Below are 14,965 nucleotides of genomic sequence, written 5' to 3' on the forward strand. Positions count from 1 at the left end.
ATAGTGTAAGACCCATAAAGAAAGAACTACATGATGTGTTTGCCATTGAGAAAATTCCGTATACGGCCCTCAGCAATGCAGTTAGGATGAACATCATTTTATTTCTTTAGCCTACTTTCAATAAATTGAAGTGTGTCAGCTGCTATTCTCTTTCTAGATAGAACAATTCCAGCATGCCCACAACTGTATACGTGCCTTTTAGGTTGATTCCAGCTATTCCACAGAGTATCAGCATCGTTTATGTCGATATACATGTCATATTTTCCTGATATTAAGAGTACATTTTCTTTGTCTATGAGAAGTTTTGCTTTACTAGGGTTCATAATGTCCCAAGCTTTGTCGAGTTCTTCATACGTTGTTCCATGTTCCTCCAGATCTCTTCGTATATACTTCCCAGGAAGAGTGTTCCAGATGGAATGCGCAATATTATTCGCATAAAAAGCTGATACAACAATATTCACGTCTTTCTCGACTGTTGCTAATAAGTTTGTTAGCCACCCTCCTAAACTAATACCAACTACGATTATTTCCCCACCTTCATTTTCCTTAATCCATTTAATCAGCCCTCTAAGTTCAACAATAGCTTGCTGGGAGGATTGCACTGTTCGACTTATATTGGCGCTAATCATGTGTTCACCTGAATATGTTGAATTTTGTGGTTCCCTATCGAAATGATAAGGCAGCGTGTAGTAATACATATTCCAATCATAATTTTTAACGATTTTATCGTGATAAATCTTCTTAATCCTGTCGTATGAATCCATGCGCCATCCATGTACGAAGATTATATTGGGCTTGTGCTTAGACTCTTTTCGTAAAAACACTTCCCCAGTAACCTTGTCATTCCTATCTACACCAGATCTGATGCTTGAATGAAAAGCAAATATCCCACTTTTTAAGTTTGCTGTATGGTTATTGATTTGAAATTCTAAATCAATTGGCTGAGCACTAAAAAAATGATCCCTATTACCAACGTCAATAGGCAAATTATTATAGTGACTTTCTTTGCTCCTTGTTCTGTGCATATCCATTAATGCTGCGTAATCTATTACTTTTAAAAGCTTCAAAAGAATTAACTCCTCTAATCTCAAATTATTACTATAAAAAAAGGTTATTTTTTTAGAAACATGAGTTTAAAGATTAATATAAATCCACAATCAACAAACTCACATCAGCCATAATACCTTATTAACAATTCACATTTTTATAAATATATTTAGTCTGTTTAAGATATCTTGGAATACAGAATTTTATTTTCTATATATGCCCTCAGCCATTATCGGGAATGCCGGCGGTGCTGCGCTTGGCGGTCTTGCCATCCAGCTTACACATTTACAGCTTGTACCGTTATTTGCTGCAGCTGTAACTTTCATTGGACTCATCATTACGATCATCAGCTATCAGTCAGACAGACAAAAAGGACCTGAGTCAGGTCCTTTTTTATTTCATCACGGTCATTTCTGGCTCTTCTATTTGTTTCACACGTTCCTGAATGGGATGAGAAAAAGAGTGCCCTGATAAGACGATATGAGATACTGTTTTTGTAAACCCAGACACTGCCTGAATAAAGGCTTCAATTTCTTCAAGGGAAGCGACTGACAGCTTAATGAAAAAGCATGACTGCCCTGCCACTCGATAAGCAAAAAAAGCGCGTGGATGCTGATTCATAAAAGCCACAAAACGTTGATACTCCCCGTTTAGCACTGTGACTTCCAGCAGGCAGTCAATCATAAGCCCTAATTTTTTATAGTTAACCTGAACCGAATACCCTTCGATAATCCCTGCATCTTCTAATTTACGCACTCTTTCTGCTACCGCAGGTGCGGATAAATTGACCCGCTTGGACAACTCCCTCATAGATAAGCGGGCATCTTCTTTCAATTCATTTAAAATATGCACATCAACATCGGTGATTTTCATTCGTACCTCTCCTATCCAAAAATCGTTCCATTTGAAAAGTATTTTATGATAATACTTATGATGCGAAATGTAAAATAAAACTAAATAATGGTAGAATTTATTTTAACGGAATTGAATGAAAAAGCAAGTTTGGAGGGATCACCTGATGAAAGAATCTTTAGACAGCCAAGCTTCTAAAACATTTCCCATCACACTTGCCATTGCGCTCACACTTGGCGTCTTTGCGGCGGGATCGGAAGAACTGGTGATTTCACCACTGCTGCCTGATTTATCAAACTCTTTTCAGCACTCTCTTGATATTCTCGCCCTTTCCATCAGCATTTATGGGTTAGCTGTGCTGGTTGGAGCCCCGCTGCTTGTTCCTTTAGGGGACCGGTATTCAAGGGAGCTATGCCTGATTATCGGGCTTTCTTTCTTTTTGATTGGCACCGTAATGTGTGCGGCTGCCCCGAATCTGGCCGTATTTTTTGCAGGCCGTGCTATTTCTGGGCTGGCGACCGGTGTATTTGTGCCAACAGCCTATGCGCTCGTGGGTGACCGGGTTCCTTATGAATATCGAGGCAAAGTGATGGGGCTCATTGTGTCGAGTTGGTCTCTTTCTCTTGTCCTTGGTGTACCAATTGGCGCCTTCATCGGGCAGAGTTTAAACTGGCGATGGACCTTTTGGATTTTCGCCATCATGAGTCTCATTGTCCTGCTGCTCGTCATCCTTGAATCTCGTAAACAAACCGCCACAGCGAATACAGGAACACCTCAAGCTAGGGAGAAAGCTGGCTCTTTATGGGGAGCTTTGAAAATTGATCGTGTCCCCGCCTATTTGACCGTGACATTTTGTAATATGCTTGGATTTTATGGCATGTACTCGTTTTTAGGAGCGTATCTGCAAAGTTTGTTTTCTGGAGGGCAATCGACGGCAGGACTTCTGATCATGGCTTACGGTGTCGGTTTTTCTATGAGTGTATTTACAGGGAAATTAGCAGACTGGTTTGGCAAAACTCGTTCTCTTTTCTTTGTGTTGGGCGGCATTACGCTCGTTCTCGCCTTACTTCCTTATGCTCCTTTCTCATGGACATTGCTGATTTTTGCCCTATTTATTTGGGGTGCCATGCAAAGTTTATCTGTCACGCTTTTGAGCACTGTTCTAAGTGACTGCTCCCAAACCCACCGAGGCAAAGTGATGGCTTTTTACAGCCTTGCGTCCAATCTTGCCGTTATGCTTGGTTCCGCTCTTATGGGACCTGTCTATGTCCATTTCGGCTATCATACGGTAGGGCTTGTATGTGCTCTCGTTACGCTTGTTGGTTTTCTTATTAGCTTCGTCAGCTATAAACGTGAACGAACCTTACAGCAGAAACATAAAAACACATTTGAAACGTAAGTTCAATTCACTGCACATCTAGGTATGTGCAGTTTTTTAGATCAATTTTTAATATCATCATAAAATACATTTTTTATAAATTTTGTTGACAATTGCCAATTTTATTTTTTATAATCTAGTAAAAATTTGAAAAAGATTGGATGGTAAACATGATCTTAAAGAATGATGTTTTTCATTTCAAAGAAGAGCCCATCGTTTCACCTAAGATGTTTACAGTCAATACACTAGGCCCTAAGGGGACAAGCAGTGAATACGCAGCAAAACACTTCATCTCTCATTCCACCACTACTCTCGGCACTCATACGAAACTATCCCTTTATGACACATTCGAAACTTGCATTGAACATACTCTCTCTCACGCACTCCAATACACTCTCGTTCCACACGCATACGAAGGAATCAAACACTTCTACATGAGACCTGACCTGCAGCTCTTACAAATTTTCAGATGTGACACACCCATGTATGGCTTGGCTGTCAGACCAGATTTTCCATTTCAAGAACAAATGCTCCACCATTTAAAAATTGTCTCTCACCCTGCACCTGTCAATTTGATTCAATATTTCATTCACCAAAATGCTGAATTTGAGCTAGTCAATTCGACAAGTACTGCCGCACAAAAAGTAAGAGACGGCGAATTTGATTTCGCTTTAACCAATGAGGTAGCCAGAGCCACATATGGCCTCACCTTCGTTCGAACGTTTAAAAGTATTCCTATGAGCTGGTCCATATTCGGAAAAGGAGAGATATAATATGCAAACTGAACAAAAAACGCAAGAACGATATTTTCCACAAGCCAAAAAAATAGAATGGGAGAATGGTGTCACACAATATTCCACGGTCAGAGGTGATACGGAAGTGCTCATCTCATACATCCCTCCTCACACGATCATTAAACCTCACGAGCATCCCGAAGCACAAATCGGCATCGTATTAAAAGGCGAGCTTCAAATGACAGTCGGTCCATCGACCCAATTGCTTACCCCTTTAGAATCAGCGTATATCGCACCACCTTTTGTCCCTCACGGCGCTTCTAACCTGACAGATGAAGAAGTGATTGCTATTGATATTAAGAGATTAAAAGATGGCGAGGAATACACGGCGCCTCCTACTTATTTCTTAGACATTTTCAAAACACGAGATTTACTTCCTGGCATGGAAGTGACCTTTTTTGTTGAGGATTGGATGGAGCTCATGATAGCCAACATTCCTGGAAATGGCGGAGAAATGCCTTTTCATAAACACCGCAATGAACAAATCGGCATTTGCATTAGCGGAGGTTATGATATGACGATTGAAGGCTTTACAGAGAGAATGGAATTTGGTACTACCTACTTTTGTGACCCTAGGGAAGACCACGGGGCGATAAATCCAAAGCCGGAAGCCTCAAAGTCTATTAACCTCTTCTTCCCTCCCCGCTATAATCGGTTGAAGCCAAAAGCGTCTAAGGTGAAGAAATGAACCTCGACGGAAAAGTCGTCCTGATTACAGGAGGTGCATCGGGAATTGGGCTTGCCGCAGTCAAGCTTTTCCTTGAGCACGGAGCAAAAGTTGCAGTGGCTGACATCAATGAAAAAAGCGGCAAACAGCTCGTCGAATCATTGGCGCACGAGCATGTTGCGTTTTTCAAAACAGATATTACAAATGAGTCTGACTGTCAAAAAACCGTTCAGTCTGTGCTGACCCAGTTTAGGACAATCGATGTGCTGATTAACAATGCAGGCATTGAAATTGTCTCTCCCGTTCACGAGATGACACTAGAGGATTGGAACCACATTGTACAGGTCAACCTGACGGGTGTATTTCTCATGAGTAAGCATGCTTTGCCGCATATGCTTGAAAAGAAAAGCGGAAGTATTATCAATACCGGATCTGTCGGGGGTCTTGTCGGCTGGCCTGACATCCCTGCCTATAACGCAACAAAGGGCGGTGTCATCCAGCTCACCAAATCGATGGCGGTCGACTATGCCGCCCATCAAATCAGAGTGAACTGTATCGCCCCAGGCATTATTGATACACCATTAAATGAAAAATCCTTTTCAGACAATCATTCAGAAAGCCTTGAGGTTGTTAAAAAGGAAAAAGCAAAGGTGAACCCATTACTTCGTCTCGGAAAACCCGAAGAAATTGCGAGCGTCATGCTGTTTCTCGCCTCTGATCTATCCAGCTATATGACTGGAAGTGTTGTCACAGCAGATGGCGGTTACACCGCTAGATAAAAAGGAGTGCTTTCATTGAGTAAAAAAACCGTACTTGTCATTGCTGATCTAGGAGGATGCCCGCCCCATATGTTTTACGAAAGCGTGGCTGCATCGTATCATATCGTTTCTTATATCCCGAGACCTTTTGCTATTACAAAGGGACACGCTGAGCTAATCGAAAAATACTCTATTGCGGTCATCAAAGATCGAGATTATTTTGACAAAAACCCTTCTTTTGAACACCCAGATTCGATTTACTGGGCACATGATGATTATCTAAAATCCGAGGAAGAGGTGGTGGACGACCTAGTTCGCGTCGCTTCCTTTTTCAAAGCGGATGCGATCACCACCAATAATGAATTATTCATTGCACCAATGGCAAAAGCCGCTGAGCGACTTGGGCTGCGCGGCGCTGGGGTAAAGGCAGCTGAATTAGCGCGTGATAAAAGCCAAATGAGGGCTGCATTCAACGCAGCTGGGGTCAAAGCAGTAAAAACTCATCCTGTCACGACTTTAGCTGATTTTCAGCAAGCCATTGAACATATTGGTACACCGCTTATTTTAAAGCCTACATATTTAGCAAGCTCCATTGGCGTGACCCTTTTTCATGACCGATCCGGCAGTGATGATCTCTTTTTAAACGTACAATCCTATTTGCAAACCATTCCCGTTCCAAACGCTGTGACGTATGAAGCACCGTTTGTCGCTGAAACGTACTTAGAGGGCGCTTACGAGGATTGGTATCAAGACGACGGCTATTCTGATTATGTCAGTGTAGAAGGATTAGTTGTTGAGGGTGAATATATCCCTTTTGTCATTCATGATAAGACCCCTCAAATCGGCTTTACAGAAACGGCTCATATCACTCCGTCGATCCTAGACAATGAATCCCAGCAAATCATCATTGAGGCAGCGAAGAAAGCAAATGAAGGATTAGGTCTTGAAAACTGTGCCACTCATACAGAAATCAAGCTTATGAAACATCGAGAAACCGGACTGATCGAATCAGCAGCTAGATTTGCTGGCTGGAATATGATTCCGAATATCAAAAAGGTCTTTGGGGTGGATATGGCTAAGTTGCTGATTGATGTATTAGTCGATGGAAAAAAAGCTAATTTGCCAAAAGAACTACTTTCTGGACATACGCATTATGTAGCAGACTGTCATTTATACCCTCAGCATTTCAAAGAGAGCGGACACATTCCGCCTGAGGCCACACACATCACCATTGATCATGTGCATATTCCGCAGGACACTTTAGTTGGAGATACTGTCATCATCAGCGAATCTGTCCCACCTAAAGGAACCTTTGTAGATCTATCTTTATTTGAAGCATTTAATGGCATCGTGTCTCTTGAATTAAAAGGGTCGTCTTCTCAGGATGTTGCCGCCTCCATCCGTAACATTCAAAAGCAGGCAGCCATTCAGTTAATGGATGAATTAGTGAAGGGATAAGAAAGAGAGGATGTCGTGGTGAAGATCTTACCATCTAACATGATTGAACGGCTGCCAGAACAAAAATTTGGAACCGTATTTGAGAAAATTGCGCATAAAACACAACACGGAGCGAACATTGTGAACCTTGGTCAGGGAAATCCTGATCTTCCTACTCCGGCGCACATTGTGAATGCCCTTCAAGAGGCAGCAGGCTCTTTGCAATTTCAGCAATATGCACCTTTTAGAGGCTTTGACTTTTTCAAGCAAGCCATTGCAGATTTCTACAGAAAGGAATTCGGCATTGAGGTTGACCCGAAGAAGGAAATTGCCCTTTTCAATGGAGGAAAAACAGGGCTTTATGTGATGAGTCAGTGCCTGCTTGATCCAGGGAATATTGCCCTCGTCCCCGATCCGGGATACCCAGAATATCATTCAGGTATCTTGATGGCGGACGCAAAGCCACATTGCATCCAGCTTGAAAAGAAAAATGGCTATTTGCCGAATTTCTCTTCAATTGATCCAGACGTGTTAAAAAAGGCAAAGGTGCTTTTCTTAAATTATCCGAATAACCCAACTGGTGCTGTGGCGAATGAAGCTTTTTTTGAAGAGGCTGCAGAATTTGCGTCCGCTCACGATCTGCATGTGATTCATGATTTTGCTTATGGTTCCTTTCATTATGAGCAAAAACCAGTGAGCTTTCTAAAGGCTTCTCTTGGGAAAAACGTAGGAGTGGAATTATATTCTTTATCCAAAACATTCAATATGGCAGGATGGAGAGTCGCTTTTGCTGTAGGCAATGAGGACATCATTCATGCCATTAACGCCTTCCAGGATCATGTGTTTGTCAGTATGTATGGTGGATTTCAACATGCCGCCACCGTCGCTTTACAAAGTGATGACTGTCATATTCAATCATTGAAAGAAGTCTACATTGAACGAATGGCTTTCTTCATCCGTCAAGCGGAGAAGCAGCTTGGCTGGACCATTGAACGTCCAGCCGGCGCCTTTTATTTGTGGGCACCGATTCCTGATGATTTCGAGGATTCTCATGCATTTGCCGACTATTTACTCGAGCATGCAGATGTCGTCGTGACGCCTGGGGGTGTGTTTGGAACACATGGAAGACATCATGTTCGCATCTCAATGGTGGCGCCAATTGAACAGCTTGCCCTTTTTATCGATCGGCTGCATATACTGCCGATTCGTTTTCATCAAAAAACCCGCATATAGCGGGTTTTTCATATTTATATACTTTTCATCGAACCACCATCGACAGATATTTGCTGTCCGGTGACATAGGAGGCTTCCTCTGATGCGATAAATGCCGCCAATGAAGCCATTTCACTCGCTGAACCTACTCTTTGCATCGGGATCCCTGACGCAACAGCCTGTACAGCTTCTTCCCGTGATAATGACTGCTCACGCATCATGTTTTCGATAAACTGTTCATATCGATCTGTAGCAATAAATCCTGGGTTTAAACAATTCACTGTGATCCCTGAAGGCGCAAGCTGTGTGGCTGCATTTTTACTAGCATTGATAATCGCTGCATTCATCATACTGTTCGTAAACATTTGATCACCAGGTTCCTTCCAAAGGTTCCCGACAATTTGAATGATCCGGCCATATTCATGTCTTTTCATCATCGCTGCCGCACGTTTCATCATATCAATGTACGCTAGGGCTTTCTGAGAAAATGCTGCCAGCATCTGCTCACTTTCACATGAATTAAAAGTATCTGGCTTCCCTCCTGGAATGTTATTAATCAACACATCCAGTCTGCCAAACTCTTGATCTATTGCCGCAAAGGCCTCAGCTCGCACTCCTTCATGCGACATATCACCACAGAAAAGAGACACCGGCTCCTTTGTTTCTGCCATACGCTCAATATGCTGCCGCGCATCTTCTAGTAAGGATTGATTTCTAGAATTGATGATGACCTTTACATGGTCCTGGGCGGCAAGCTTTATGGCGATTGCCTTCCCAATCCCTGTACTTGCCCCTGTTACAAATGCAATTCTTTTAGACAAACTCATCCACATCCCTTTTCTGCTTAACTTAGAAAAATACATAAAATGACACTTACAGAATGTATTTCAACAAAAAAAGACCTTTCTCCTGCGAAAGGCCTTTGTTCTTTATTTAAATGTCGTTTCCCAATCAAATCCGATTGTCTCGTCATTCCAAGCGATTCTCTTTTCATCTGGGTTTTTCGGGTCATAGGATTCTGTCGTGAAATAGACAATTTGCAGCGGCGTCTCGCCTAGTACCCGGTAGCCATGTGCGACACCCTTTGGGATGAGGAGGAGCATTGTATTGTCTTCCCCCATATAATACACATCGGTTTGACCCTTTGTAGGAGAGTCCTCACGCAAATCGTATAAAACGACCTGAGCATGACCTGCTGGGAAAAACCAAACGTCATCTTGCTTTTCATGATAATGAAAGGCTTTGATCACACCTGGAAAGCTTTTCGACCACGATGCCTGCCCAAAACGTTGCAGCATCGGCTCATCATCTCGAATGAGCTCTGCAAAAAAGCCGCGATCATCACAATGTTTCATGAGTTTTTTCGTTTGTACACCATCAATCATGCTGATGCCATCTCCCTTCTTTCTGCAAAAATTCGTGAAGCGCATCCTTCCAATGTCTCGGCTTCCAGCCTGTGGCTTCAATCGCTTGAAGGTCTAACACAGAATAGGCTGGACGAGGTGTTTGGAAGCCGTACTCTTCTGTGGAAATTGGCTCAATGGTCGTAGACAGGCCGCTTTTTGTCACAATTTCTGACGCAAAGTCAAACCAGGAACAGCTTTCTCGGTTACTGACATGATAAATTCCTGCCTGTTGATCAAATAAATGAATGATGGCCTCTGCGACATCTTTTGTATAAGTAGGTGAGCCTATTTGGTCATTCACGATGCGCAAATGATCCTTTGTTTCTGCGAGCCGAAGGATGGTATTCACAAAATTATGTCCCTCATGTCCGTATAGCCACGATGTACGGATAATTTTCACTTCGTCTGATACAAGATGAAGCAATTCCTCACCAAGCTTTTTACTTTTTCCATAAATGGTGTGAGGATCTGGCTGTGCATCGACTTGGTAAGGCGTGTCTGCTTGCCCGTCAAACACATAATCTGTACTGACATGTAGCACATCAGCCCCTATGTTCTTAGCCTCCAGCGCTGTATAGTAGGCGCCAATGCCATTAACAAGATACGCCTTTTCCGTTTCTGTTTCACACTGATCTACAGAGGTATATGCTGCTGCACTGACAACAATATTAGGGTGAAAGTGTCTCATCGCGTGTCTGACTGCTTGCTGGTCTGCGATATTGAGCATGCTCCTCGTTAAGGCAATGACGGTGATGTCTTTCTCCTTGAGCTGTCTGCTCAATTCTTTCCCTAGTTGCCCGCCTGCACCGGTGATTAAAACTTTCATCCGTCACCCTTCTTCGCTCTGATCATATTTGGCATGATACCAATTGATCGTTTTTTCAATACCTGCTTCAAATGATGTCTCCTGCGTCCAGCCAAGCTCCCGTTTTAGCTTACTGGCGTCAATCGCATACCGCCGGTCATGTCCTTTACGGTCTTCAACAAACGCAATACGGTCATGACTGATCCCGAGCTGCGTCAGAATGGTTTTGGTCAAATCGAGATTCGTTTTCTCGTTGCCGCCGCCAATATTGTACACTTGCCCAGCTGTTCCGTTTTCAAGGACCTGCTTTACAGCTCTCGCATGATCCTCTACATACAGCCAATCGCGAATCTGCTGGCCGTCCCCATAAATCGGGATCTTTTCTCCATTGATTGCTTTTCTAATAATCGTCGGTATTAATTTCTCTTCATGCTGATGCGGTCCATAGTTGTTGCTACATCTTGTAATCATTGCAGGTAATTGGTGAGTGTGGATATAAGATTTTACAAGCAGGTCTGAGCTTGCCTTGCTTGCTGAATAAGGATTATTCGGTGAAAGTGGTGTTTGTTCTGTGAAAGCAGGATCATCTGGCTCTAAATCTCCATATACTTCGTCTGTTGAAATATGAATAAGTTTTTTCGCCTTTCCTTTTAAGACCGCTTCAAGCATACGATAGGTACCGAGGACATTTGTTTGAATAAAAGGCTCTGCCGATTCAATACTGCGATCAACATGGGATTCCGCTGCAAAATGAATGATGGCATCATAGACTTCATCAAACGCTTGATCTAGCTCATGTTGAAGGGTGATATCCCCTTGAATAAAACGAAAATGAGACAGCTTTAATAATTCCTCCATCTCCTCTGGATGACTGGCATATGTTAACTTGTCAAAAACAGTGAGCCGGACATCTGTTTCCTGAAGCAACAGCTTCACAAAATTCAGTCCAATAAATCCCGCTCCGCCTGTAATTAAATAAGATTTCGTCATTCGTATCCCTCTTTTTTCTTCATCGTTTCAAACATTTTCGTCGATGCTTGGTGGAGAGATTCATGTGTTCCTGCATCAATCCACCACCCTTTTAACATATCATAGGTCAGCTGGCTATTTGAGATATAGAGATTGTTTACATCTGTAATCTCTAATTCGCCTCGATCTGACGGCGAGATTTTCTCAATATATTGAAAGACTTCTTGATCATAAAAATAGATACCCGTGACGCAGTAGGATGAACGCGGATGCTCCGGTTTTTCCTCAATTGATAAAATTCGGTGGTGGGTGGCATCAATTTCTGCAATACCAAACCGCTTTGGATCTGCCACTTCTTTCAACAGAACCTTCGCTCCGCTTTCTTGCTGCTGAAAGGCTTCAACAAAAGGGGTTAGCGAATCCTCAAATACATTATCACCAAGCATTAGCACAAACTTTTCCCCTTCTACAAAGGGCTTTGCGTAGGATAAGCCGTCCGAAATTCCAGAAGCTTCAGGCTGAACCTGATACACAATGTTCATCCCTAGTTCCTGATCGCCTTCAAGTAGCTTTTGAAACAGCGGGATTTGTTCTGCTTGTGATATGACCATTACATCCAATATTCCCGCTTCTTTCAATTTGAACAATGACCAATAAATCATCGGATATGGGCCAACCGGCAATAAATGCTTATTGAAAATCTTTGTTAAAGGTGCCAGTCGTGATCCCTTTCCTCCTGCTAAAATAACTCCCTTCACATCTACACATCCTTATGTTCTTTTTGGTGATGATTCATGAGGTGTATAAGAATGTATTTCACTCGTTCGGTTCCTTTTCCATCAATGAGTGACCGTCCATTGAGATGGATGCTCCTGCGGAGAAAGTAGCTGCCGGATAGTCTGCGAGTAGCACGCCATATATCCTTTTCATCCACAAGGCGACCTAATCCAAGATGGTGACAGGCTCCCTTTTGTGCAAAACGAGTGGCTGTTACTGCTTGGTGGTCTACTTGCGAAAGGACAATGCTGGGCACTCCGATACAAACGGCCTCATATAACGTCATCCCGCCAGCAACAATCGCTAGATCGGCTTCTGCAAGACGGGCAGGTAATTGATCCGTATGACGAATGAATTGAATATGTGCAGCCTCGATTTCTTCTTCGATGCGAGAGGCTTTTCCTGTAACCGCTAGAATGTGTAAATGGCAAGCTTCGAGAAGTGCTGATACAGCCTTTGTTAATAATCCGCTTGGATCACTGCCTCCAAGGCTGATCACCACCTTCTTACATTCTTTGCGAACCTCATATGTGTCTTTTAATTTGCTGATCTCGTGATCTAACAATAAATAAGGTGTTCCATAAAAGTAGTCCGTTCCATTTACTTGCAGGTGCTTTTCATCCAGTCCACCATAAATGCCGTTTACGACAGCATCAGCAAGCTGGCAAGCTTCTGTTCTTTCTTCTTCAAATAAGACCAGTTTTGCATTTCTGGAGGACGCTTTGATCGATCGAAGGAACTGAAGGTCACAATCAAGGACATCGATTAGCAGAAGATTAGGATTTAGCTCTTTTATGTCCTGCTCCATTTGAAGGAATACGTTTGATTCCTGCACCAAATGAACGTGCCATGCTGGATGCGAGAGCATTTCTACACAAATCTGTTCATTTGTATAAAAATATAAGTCGTTTCCTTCTTGAATCAGTTCCTTTGCCAGCCGTTTCATTCTAACGACATGCCCCATCCCTCTTAAAAAACCACCGTACACAACAATCATGATTTTTTTATTCATTCAGCATCCTTCTGTCTCACAAATTGATTCAACCGAACAATATTAGGGTCTTGTTCACAAATGGCGATAAGCTCAGCCGTAGGCACAGTAATAGATCCACCGGCTTTCTCAAGTAAACGGGTAGCAAATACATAATCTTCTTCTGTATCAATCGTGAATCGATAAGCAGGATATGCGAGTTCTTTGGGCGGTGTGAATAATTGCAGTTGAAATCGATCAGGATGCTTTCGGATATACAGCGTGACATGCTCACGCTCCGGCTGCGTAAGGGGAAAATTGTCGATTTCACGTAAAATGGATGCGTCGATCATTTCCCCGGAAATACCGAGTGGCGTTCCAGTCGTATACGTATAATCAGCCTTCTTCCGTCTATGTTCTTCAAGCATTTTCGACAAAAGCGCCGGATCTATAAATGGATTATCTCCCGTTAAACGTACAATGGTTTGTGGTTCAAAATGTTGAGCTATCTTTGCGAATCGCTGCAATACATCCATCTCACTGCCACGAAATACCTTATAGCCCTTTGATAAACAATAATGAGCCAATAGATCATCTTCTGCTTCGACTGTTGTGGCGATCATGAGGTTCTGCGTTTTGTGATTGTAATGATCTGATTGCTTTACCCGTTCAACGATGAAATCGATCAATGCCATACCTCCGATCGGCTTCATCACCTTTTTTGGCAGTCTTGTTGAGCCCATTCTAGCCTGTATGACAAAGAGCACATCATTGATCATTTGTAGACTCCTGCATGAGCACATCTTTCCACGAAACCCCTGTATGGGCTGGAATGTCTCTGACAGCCTTGACGCTAAGTAAAATCTCCATGTACCGCGGATGCAGACCTTGGCTTTTTTGTCCTGGACGTAATACGGCTAGATTTTCTTCGGTCAATGTCTCGCCCTTTGCAATCCCTTTTGTCGTAAAAATCCCTCGATACGCAAATTCACGAATCTGCCCTTCAATGGCTGTTGTCGTTTTAAAAGAACTGCCAAGGAGCTCCTCTGACACAGAATGAGCGTCTGTTTCTGATTGATTTCGGTCCTTTTCTGCTGCTCGAATATGCTGAACCATTTCCTTTAATTCTTCGGGATCGAGTGCAAAGGAATGATCGGCGCCAGGCAGCGTCTTATCTATCGTAAAATGCTTTTCAATCATGGCTGCCCCAAGCTTCACAGCAGCAACAGGGGCTTCAGTAGGATGCTCACTATGATCGGAAAAGCCGATGACTGCCTCAGGAAAAGCGGCGGCTAAGGTTTGGAGCACACGAAGATTCGTATAAGCTCTAGGTGCTGGATACTTTGCGACGCAATGCATGATGGCGACCTGATCGTTTTGCACGCTTGTAACCGCCTCATATGCTTCATGAACATCTGCAATAGTGGCTCCGGCAGTTGAGAAAATGATGGGCTTTTGAAAAGAAGCTGTGTGACGCAAAAGAGGCAAATGATTGATTTCATAGGATGCCAGTTTGAAAGCTGGTGGATCGGTTTGATTTAATAAATCCGCAGATTCTTCGTCACACACTGTGCTTAAAAATATTAGCCCTTTTTCCTTACAGCGGGTTAATAACACCGGCAGCCATTCTGGCGGCAGCTCCATTTGTTCGACTAAGGAAAAAATGGACACCTCTTCTCCCTTGGCTGTTTCGTATAAACCTGGTTCCTTTTGATACATCCGATCAGCTTGGAACATTTGAAACTTCACTGCATCGGCACCTGCTTCTTTTGCCACATCAATTAAAGCAAGCGCCTGATCCAGCTTTCCATCATGGTTAATGCCTGCCTCTGCAATGATAAAGACAGGCGCACCATCCCCCACTTTGCGACCTCCAATGTAGAAATGCGCCAT

At 43.0% G+C, this 14,965-nt stretch carries 16 protein-coding genes; 6 read left to right on the forward strand and 10 right to left on the reverse strand.

All coding sequences use genetic code 11. The annotated features are described in order from the left end of the window. Positions 1–98: 98 nt before the first annotated feature. Together MHH41_RS17160 and MHH41_RS17165 are read right to left on the reverse strand one after the other, a co-directional pair. Positions 99–1,067: an alpha/beta hydrolase family protein gene (locus tag MHH41_RS17160; protein WP_340866590.1), complete on the reverse strand. Its 969-nt coding sequence runs from the start codon at positions 1,065–1,067 to the stop codon at positions 99–101. 373 nt (positions 1,068–1,440) lie between these two features. Beyond that, on the reverse strand, positions 1,441–1,920 hold the full coding sequence (locus MHH41_RS17165) for an Lrp/AsnC family transcriptional regulator (RefSeq protein WP_268459154.1): 480 nt from the start codon (positions 1,918–1,920) through the stop codon (positions 1,441–1,443). A gap of 145 nt (positions 1,921–2,065) precedes the next feature. Between MHH41_RS17165 and MHH41_RS17170 the strand changes: the two genes are divergently transcribed. From MHH41_RS17170 to MHH41_RS17195, 6 genes are all read left to right on the forward strand, one after another. Then, the gene (locus MHH41_RS17170; RefSeq protein ID WP_050944482.1) at positions 2,066–3,298 is read left to right on the forward strand and encodes an MFS transporter; all 1,233 of its coding nucleotides are present in this window, start codon (positions 2,066–2,068) and stop codon (positions 3,296–3,298) included. Between the two features lie 149 nt (positions 3,299–3,447). Next, a complete protein-coding gene (locus MHH41_RS17175; protein ID WP_003215386.1) occupies positions 3,448–4,050 on the forward strand; it encodes a hypothetical protein in 603 nt (200 codons plus the stop codon). Position 4,051: 1 nt separating this feature from the next. Beyond that, positions 4,052–4,759, forward strand: coding sequence for a cupin domain-containing protein (locus MHH41_RS17180; protein WP_226804358.1), 708 nt, complete (start codon positions 4,052–4,054; stop codon positions 4,757–4,759). Continuing rightward, a complete protein-coding gene (locus MHH41_RS17185; protein WP_106029500.1) occupies positions 4,756–5,517 on the forward strand; it encodes an SDR family NAD(P)-dependent oxidoreductase in 762 nt (253 codons plus the stop codon). The genes MHH41_RS17180 and MHH41_RS17185 overlap by 4 nt, the downstream gene beginning before the upstream one ends. A 15-nt stretch (positions 5,518–5,532) precedes the next feature. Continuing rightward, positions 5,533–6,954: an ATP-grasp domain-containing protein gene (locus tag MHH41_RS17190; protein WP_340866591.1), complete on the forward strand. Its 1,422-nt coding sequence runs from the start codon at positions 5,533–5,535 to the stop codon at positions 6,952–6,954. An 18-nt stretch (positions 6,955–6,972) separates the two neighbouring features. Then, positions 6,973–8,166, forward strand: coding sequence for an aminotransferase class I/II-fold pyridoxal phosphate-dependent enzyme (locus MHH41_RS17195; RefSeq protein WP_340866592.1), 1,194 nt, complete (start codon positions 6,973–6,975; stop codon positions 8,164–8,166). A 14-nt stretch (positions 8,167–8,180) separates the two neighbouring features. Here the strand turns inward: MHH41_RS17195 and MHH41_RS17200 are convergent, their stop codons facing one another. The 8 genes from MHH41_RS17200 to MHH41_RS17235 all read right to left on the reverse strand — a co-directional run bounded on the left by MHH41_RS17200 (position 8,181) and on the right by MHH41_RS17235 (position 14,965). Then, positions 8,181–8,972 carry an SDR family oxidoreductase gene (locus tag MHH41_RS17200; RefSeq protein WP_269199666.1) on the reverse strand — a complete coding sequence of 264 codons (792 nt, stop codon included), beginning with the start codon at positions 8,970–8,972 and terminating at the stop codon, positions 8,181–8,183. A gap of 102 nt (positions 8,973–9,074) precedes the next feature. Next, positions 9,075–9,530, reverse strand: coding sequence for a dTDP-4-dehydrorhamnose 3,5-epimerase family protein (locus MHH41_RS17205; RefSeq protein WP_310425360.1), 456 nt, complete (start codon positions 9,528–9,530; stop codon positions 9,075–9,077). Continuing rightward, on the reverse strand, positions 9,523–10,377 hold the full coding sequence (gene rfbD, locus MHH41_RS17210; RefSeq protein WP_321999902.1) for a dTDP-4-dehydrorhamnose reductase: 855 nt from the start codon (positions 10,375–10,377) through the stop codon (positions 9,523–9,525). Before rfbD ends, MHH41_RS17205 begins: the two co-directional genes overlap by 8 nt. Positions 10,378–10,380: 3 nt before the next feature. After that, positions 10,381–11,346 (reverse strand): dTDP-glucose 4,6-dehydratase, encoded by a 966-nt coding sequence (gene rfbB, locus MHH41_RS17215; RefSeq protein WP_251190664.1) that lies wholly within the window; start codon positions 11,344–11,346, stop codon positions 10,381–10,383. Beyond that, entirely contained in the window at positions 11,343–12,083 is a 741-nt protein-coding gene (locus MHH41_RS17220; protein WP_050944489.1) for a sugar phosphate nucleotidyltransferase, read from the reverse strand. Before MHH41_RS17220 ends, rfbB begins: the two co-directional genes overlap by 4 nt. A 2-nt stretch (positions 12,084–12,085) precedes the next feature. Next, complete coding sequence (locus tag MHH41_RS17225; RefSeq protein WP_106032078.1) at positions 12,086–13,114, reverse strand: PseG/SpsG family protein; 1,029 nt, start codon at positions 13,112–13,114, stop codon at positions 12,086–12,088. Further along, the gene (locus MHH41_RS17230; RefSeq protein WP_212045673.1) at positions 13,111–13,851 is read right to left on the reverse strand and encodes a cytidylyltransferase domain-containing protein; all 741 of its coding nucleotides are present in this window, start codon (positions 13,849–13,851) and stop codon (positions 13,111–13,113) included. The genes MHH41_RS17225 and MHH41_RS17230 overlap by 4 nt, the downstream gene beginning before the upstream one ends. Beyond that, entirely contained in the window at positions 13,841–14,965 is a 1,125-nt protein-coding gene (locus tag MHH41_RS17235) for an N-acetylneuraminate synthase family protein (protein WP_212045674.1), read from the reverse strand. Before MHH41_RS17235 ends, MHH41_RS17230 begins: the two co-directional genes overlap by 11 nt.

The organism is Bacillus sp. FSL K6-1145, assembly GCF_038003425.1.
Taxonomy (GTDB): Bacteria; Bacillota; Bacilli; order Bacillales; family Bacillaceae; genus Bacillus; species Bacillus pumilus.